The sequence below is a fragment of the Spirosoma spitsbergense DSM 19989 genome, from assembly GCF_000374085.1.
Taxonomy (GTDB): Bacteria; Bacteroidota; Bacteroidia; order Cytophagales; family Spirosomataceae; genus Spirosoma; species Spirosoma spitsbergense.
On the sequence record NZ_KB893544.1, the window covers coordinates 69,875 to 76,778 of the forward strand.

Here is a 6,904-nt window from a genome sequence, read left to right on the forward strand (position 1 = left end):
CAAAGACGGGTATTAAGTTGGGCCAACTGCGCCAAAAAAATCACCGAGTTAGCCCGATTCCTATAGGCCGTAATTATTTACCGCTACTCAGTTTCGACGCTTTGGCTTCGTCCAACTCGCGAAGTAACTCGCCAACAGCTTTTTCTAACTGAACATTTTTGTCCGTATAGCTTTCGCCAATGGGTCTCGATACGGCAATGTCGACCGGGCGGGGGTTGAGCTCCATATTTTTGCCCGAATTGTCTGTCACCTTGATGAACGGCAGCCGCAGGTTCGAGCCATCGATGAGCTGGGCGGCTGAGGTGTAAATAATCCAGCCTGCCGTTGGTTCGCCCACCACTTTACCCACCTTTAGCGCCCGGTAGCCTTCCGCAAAATCCTCCGCATCGGACAACGAGTGCTGATTGGTTACTAAAATGGTAGGCGTCTCCAGCGAACGCTGTCCCAATTGGGTACGGGCGGGGGCTGACGGTAGCCCGCGTGGGGTCATGGTCAAGTACCCTTTGCGGGTGAATACATCCAGGGCGTAGGCGTTTACGAAACCGCCATTATTGTTCCGAACGTCAACCACTACCCCTTCGCGGGCGTGGTTATCGGCATCCAGATCAATATTCAACTGGGCCAGCGATTCCGCCGACATATCGTACAGGTGAACATAACCCAGCCTTCCGCCACTGGCTTTATCGACGTACTGCCGCTGCTGCTCCACCCACTGTTTGTAGAGCAACCCTTTCTCGGTTGTCAGGTTAACGGGGCGAATAACCACTTCGCGGGGCGTGCCGGTGGGTGAGGAGGCTATACTGAGTGAAATGCGCCGGTTAATCTGATTCTCCAGCAACTGGTCCAGGTTGGTGGTCGGGGTGATTTTAGTATCGTCCACCGCCAGCAGATAATCGCCGGGTTTGATGGTGCCGGATAATGCCGCCGGACTCAGGGCGATAACTTCGGTAATTTTCAACTTCCCACTGTTTTCGTATTCCGCCCGGTCAAACCGCAGTCCGATACGCCCTGTGGTCGTCTGAACAGAACCGGCCGGAGCCGAAATGCCGGAGTGCGAGGCATTCAGCTCGCCCAGCATCAGGCTAATCAACCGGCGCAGTTCGTCGGGGGTACGGGCACCGGCGGCCATCGGCTCGTAGGTGGCCCGAATCGCTTTCCAGTCGGCACCGTGGAAGGTTGAATCATAGAACCCTTTAGACTGAATATCCCAGGCTTGCCGGAAAACCTGCACTTTTTCCTCGCCGAAGTCGACATCCATTTCGGCGGTTACGCTTAGTGGTTTTGGCTCGCGTTTGTCCAATGCAATCGACTGGATTTTACCCTGCTCCAGATAGAAAACGTCTTTTCCGTCGGCCGAAAACTGGGCATTGCTTTTACTACCCGCCGTAGAAGTCAACTGTTTCGCTACAGATTGGTCGCGCCCTAACTCATCGAGGGAGTACGTGTACAGGTTTTCCTGACCGGCTACGGTGGCGATCAATAATAGTGTTTTCCCGTCTTTGCTAATCGATTGCGCATCGACATCGACCCCAACGGGTAATAGACTTAGCCGCTGACGAATACCATCGAACACGATTTTTGTGGGCTGATTTTTCGATTTGGCCGCCGTATCCCCTAGTGCCAGCGCGGTCGTATCGCGGGGTGTCACTTTTTTGGTAGCGGGTGCCGCCGGCGTAAGGGTCTTTGGGATTTCTTCGTTAAATAGCTCCCGGAACTGGTCTTCCCGGAATTTGGGCGAACGGGGTATCAAGTCGATACGGGCAATCTGCGCGGTTTCGGTTCGCTGGTTGGTGATGAACAGGACATACTTCCCGTCGGGACTCCAGGTCAGGTTTCCTCCGAACGTATTGGCCAGAAAGCTAATGGGTTTACTCTCGCCACCAGATGCCGGAATAACCGAAATGTTCCGGAACGTTTTGGTCCCGTACGACGTGAAAGCCACCCATTTATTATCCGGCGACCAAACCACGGAACCACTCGTGGCAAAGGGTGGCCGACCCAGAAACGCTTTTTTCAGGAGCCGCTCTTTCTTCGTCGCCATGTCGAGAATGCGCAGTTCCTGCCCATTTCGGATAAAGGCCAGCGATTTGCCGTCGGGGGAGAAAATGGGCGAACCATCGTCCAGCCCATCATTCGTCAGGCGTACTTCGTCGCGGGTCGCAAAATTATACTGGTAGAGATTGGCTGCGCCGTCGCGGGTTGACACGTACACCAGGCTCCGGCTGTTGGGAGCCCAAACGGGCTGCGACTCATTAGCCGGGCTATGGCTGATCCGCGTAGCATCACCCCCATCTTTAGCCGAAGCCGCAAATACTTCTCCGTGCGCGATGAAGGCTACTTTCTTACCATCGGGCGATAAAGCCAGTTCCCGAAACTGGTTGGTCAGCTTCAGGCGGTCAACGGCCGGACTGGCGGCCACACCCCGTAACCGAACCGGAATGGGCGTTGCCTGTTTGGTTGCTACATCGTAGGTCCAGAGTTGAAAATCGCGTTCGAACACAATGGTGCGGCCATCGTACCCAATGGAAGGCCAGAGAACCCGTCCACCGGTAAAATTGGTCAGCATCGTTGGGGTGCCGTCCAGCGGCTTGGCCCACAGATTCTGTGTCTTATTCCGGTCGGATACGTAGTAAATTGCTTTTCCATCCTGACTCCACATGGGCCACAGTTCTTTAGCGCCCCCTTCGGTGACCCGCTCGTACTGGTCTCCAGCTTTTTTAGCCTCCGGGCGATACAGCCAGAGTTCGGTCTCGTCGAGGTGACTGCGGCCCTTGCGCCACCATTGATTGGACGCGATGCCCCGCGCCGAAAATGCCAGTGTTTTGCCATCGGGTGAGGGAGCCCCGTAAAATTCATTGGCATAGCGGTCGGCGGTAATGGGCAGGGGGGTACCGCCGGTTAGGGCCACCCGGTAAATGTCGTTCATGCCGGCAATATCCCGGCTGGTCGATTGGAAGTACACCATTTTGCCATCCCTCGACCAGGCGTTGAGCACCTCGTTCCCATCATCGTAGGTCAGCCGCTTTATCGCGCCTGTTTCAAGGGTGAGCAGGTAGATATCCCCGTTGCCGGTGCGGGAGGAGGCAAAGGCCAGGTACTTCCCGTCCGGCGAATAGAGCGGCCGCGATTCATTGTCGGGGTGTGATACCAGTAACCGGGCTTCTCCACCCGTTGTGGGCACCGTCCAGATATCGCCACCCGACACGAACGCCACTTCGGCACCATCGGGCGAAAGGCTGGGTTCGGCAAAGGCAAAGGTGGGTGTTGGGGGCTGCGTTTGCCCCTGCGTGGGGTGTATGGCGGTAGTAACAACAACAAGGGAGAGAAGTACAGAAAACGTAAAGATGCGCATTGCGATGAAGGGTTATTTGAGGTGGTCCGGGTTGCCCACAACTTAGTTATCGTTATTCGGAATCTACAGTGGCGATGGCTTCGATGGATAGTTGAAATTCCTTTTTGGGTAAAGCGACAATCGGTGTTGAACGGGAAGGTGGATTAGTGGGAAAGTATTCGGCATATAGCTTGTTGAGGCCGTCGAAATTAGATGCGTCTACTAACCAGATAGTTGTCTTGGCTACTTTATCCAAGCCCGAACCTGCGGCATCAAGCACGGCAGAAAGGTTAGCAAAAGCCTGTCTGGCCTGTGTTTCAAAATCAGTCGAAATAAATCCCGACTCAAAGTCGATACCCGGTTGCCCAGCGACAAACAGTAAGTTTCCCACTCTGACAGCCTGGGAGTAAGACATGGCCGGATGAGGGATATCTGGCAATTTCACAGCAATTGGCTTCATTGTCTTTTCGAGAGTATTCGCACGTATTATCCACTGACCTAACTCCATTGCGCTTCAAGGATTGTAACCTGCCTAACGAACTAAAACCTGCCCCCTGGGACGCGCAGCCTATCACCGGGATGATGGCAACCCGCACTTTATGCTTCCAGACTTCGCAAACTCAAGCTACTACGCGGTCTGTTTGCCGAAAGAGCATGCCTGACCAGGCGACAAGGACGAGCGAAAGTAAAACCTGGCCCCACCCAATCGCTTTTTCAACGCCGTTCAAAACCGCCAGCGTGTGAATGACGATAAGGGCCAGATTGGACAACAATACCAACAAAAGCATTACTTTACCACCGGATGAGGAGCCATCATTGCGGACATACCAGCACCCTGCAGCATAAGCAATTAAGGTAGTACCCCAACCTTGTGCTACCAGCTTGGCCCCGTCATTCATCCAGGAGGGATTTGTCAGGTATTGTCCCGCCATAAAATCAGGGGCAAAAGTAAGTCCCAGCCCAAAGAGCGAAACGATGACAGCTACGAATGTAAATAGATTTTTGGCATTCATTGTATGGTAAGTTTAGGAGTTACGAATACTGATGCTTTGGGTTAGCCTGCCTAACGGGACGGGCAACCTGTGGACGTTTGGCTCGTCGCAAAAAAGTGCCCCATCCGTCAAACCCGGCCAGGGGGGATTACCCTGTCTTTCAGGGGGCTTGTTCAGGTATCCAGAAATTTCCTATCAGCTTCCAGGGGCCATTTTCTTTTTCCAGATAGCTCGCTTTATGAACCGTGCTGATGGTGCCATCTGGTTTAGTATAGGTTTCAACGTACGTTACGAACGCTACATTACCCACAATTCGGTAGCGATAGTCCTTTGTCGAAAGTTTATCCTGGCTCTTCTGTGTATGAGCAAATTCCTTTCGGTAAGCAACAACTACCGCATCATAGCCCCGGTGGTAACCTGGCTCATTAAAAGCCGTAGCTACATAGGGTGAGTGCGCGTAGTAACTCAACGCTTTTTCTGCATCCGCATCCAGGCAGGCTAACGAATGACCTTCCAGAACGGCTCGAATAGCAAGTTCATCCCTTTCTGGCTGCGCAAACCCAATCGTGCTGCTCAAGAGCAACATAAGCAATAGATAGCGACTTCGACATTTCATAGCTGATCCTCTCCTTTTGGACAGTATTTTAAATGAGACAACATGGAAACACTGTTTCAAGCCGGGCGCAAAGCCCACTGCTTGTTCTATAGGGGCGTTTAGTTTTTAACCGTAACCCGGAAATGGAATCCTGAACCTGCCCTCGCGGCCTGTAACCTGTCGCCTTAAAAGTCTTTCCACCCAACAACCATGAGGGTTGATGGTGAGCGAAGTACTCGAAACGGGCGAGTTTTCTCCACCTTTACACTCTTTGTCAGATGTACGCATGCCTTCTAACTATCTCATTATCAGGCTGCTTTTAAGTTAGTAAAAAGCCCTAAATCCGCACTAGTTATCCCAAACTTGACTAACTTTTTCTTCATCTGACGAATCTGTTGCTGCTTCACCTGCGCCATATCTCGTACCAATCTACCCGGATCATACGCTTCCCCCGTCGTTAACATCTTGTAGACCACGACCGCCAGTTTCCGCGCCGTGGCCGTGATCGCTTTGATCCGACCGGCTCGATAAGCAATCCGCTGAAAAAACGCTGTCATTGGGTTAGGTTTCTTCATATTGCCCAATGAGTTAGCCACCATCCGAAACGTGTTGGGCAACGTTGACTTATTTTTCAAGGTCTTCTTCGACAACACTTTACCACCAGACGCTTTGTTATTGGGGGTGAAGCCTAACCACTTGGCAAACGCTTTGGCTGAGTGAAACTTGGTGATAGATTCCCCCACTTCGGCCATAAACGTCAGTAGAGCATCCCGGCCCAAACCGGGAATGTTGCTTAGGTCAACGCCTAACAGTTTATGAGCATATTGCTCAATAGGTAGGCGGGGCGTGTTGCGCGACTGCCGTAGTTTTTGGCGGCCTACAGTGGGATCAGCTACTGCTTGGGGCTGTTCGAGTCCCTTAGTATGGTCGGTAAAGTGGCCGTCGAGTTCCTTGTCTAACTCGGCGATTTCGGCCTGTAAGTTTAGGTACAGCCGATAGTTACTACGGACTTCAAAACGCATCGCCCCATTCCAGTTGCCTCGCAGCAACTCAATGATCTCGGCGGGTTTCTTTTTGCACTTACTATCCACCAGTTCGGCCAGTTTAATGGGGTCTTCCTGGCCCTGACAGATAGCAGTAATAATACGCAAACCTGACACTGAATTGGTATCGGTCAGTACCGTATCCAGCCGCACATTGCCCGCCCGTAGAGCCTTCTGGATACGGCGAATGTAATCGGCAGCATCCTCGACCAGACTCTTCCGTAGCCGTACCAGCGGCCGGATAAGTGTTGAAAACTCGTCCGGCAAGAAAATCGGTGGCAGTAAACCCAGACTGTGCAGGGTTCGAATGTGAATCGCATCGGACGTGTCCGACTTAAACCGACGGTAATTCTTCGTATTGGCTCCTGAGGTAACTAAAACCTCGAAACCCACTTCCTGAAGCACATTGACCAAGGCTCGTTCATACCCGCCGGTCGCTTCCAGGGCTACATGTTTGACCTGATGCTCAGTCAGCCACTGAGCCAGTCGAAATAATTCTTTCGTGGAGACCCCAAATTGTTGGACGTGTTGTTTGGGATCATCGCCGATGGCTACTACATGGAACTGAGAGCCGATGTCGATGCCCGCCACCTGCTGATGGACGATGGGCATGGCCAGATAGTTATCCTGCTTTTTCATGGTTAGAAGGGGTAAGCAGTTAGAACAAAAAGGCTGTCAGCGGGCTATTTTAGAAAGACAATAATCAGGATGTACGGAGTAAGGGCCGCAGCCCCTCTACCAGTTGGGTTCTCAAGGCATGAACTGGTTAACCAGCACATGACCAATAGCCAAATCGGGCGGTTGGACGGGTTGATAAGCACCAACAAACAAGGACGATCTTCCCACGAAGGGGCTACTGACAGCAGGGTAAATATAAGGCCCAAAGGTGGATTTTTATTCTCATGCGTTCTTCTGGGTTCGTTCGCCCGCGAACACGGTGGCT

At 52.5% G+C, this 6,904-nt stretch carries 5 protein-coding genes; all 5 read right to left on the reverse strand.

Annotated elements, in window-relative coordinates:
• Positions 1 to 73: 73 nt before the first annotated feature.
• The 5 genes from B157_RS0115195 to B157_RS0115215 all read right to left on the reverse strand — a co-directional run bounded on the left by B157_RS0115195 (position 74) and on the right by B157_RS0115215 (position 6,600).
• Positions 74 to 3,352, reverse strand: coding sequence for a S41 family peptidase (locus B157_RS0115195; RefSeq protein ID WP_020604156.1), 3,279 nt, complete (start codon positions 3,350 to 3,352; stop codon positions 74 to 76).
• 52 nt (positions 3,353 to 3,404) lie between these two features.
• On the reverse strand, positions 3,405 to 3,791 hold the full coding sequence (locus B157_RS0115200) for a RidA family protein (protein WP_041952126.1): 387 nt from the start codon (positions 3,789 to 3,791) through the stop codon (positions 3,405 to 3,407).
• A 160-nt stretch (positions 3,792 to 3,951) separates the two neighbouring features.
• Entirely contained in the window at positions 3,952 to 4,344 is a 393-nt protein-coding gene (locus B157_RS0115205) for a hypothetical protein (RefSeq protein ID WP_020604158.1), read from the reverse strand.
• 139 nt (positions 4,345 to 4,483) lie between these two features.
• Positions 4,484 to 4,939 carry a DUF4440 domain-containing protein gene (locus B157_RS0115210; protein WP_084761820.1) on the reverse strand — a complete coding sequence of 152 codons (456 nt, stop codon included), beginning with the start codon at positions 4,937 to 4,939 and terminating at the stop codon, positions 4,484 to 4,486.
• 287 nt (positions 4,940 to 5,226) lie between these two features.
• Positions 5,227 to 6,600 carry an IS110 family RNA-guided transposase gene (locus B157_RS0115215; RefSeq protein ID WP_020604160.1) on the reverse strand — a complete coding sequence of 458 codons (1,374 nt, stop codon included), beginning with the start codon at positions 6,598 to 6,600 and terminating at the stop codon, positions 5,227 to 5,229.
• Positions 6,601 to 6,904 lie beyond the last annotated feature (304 nt).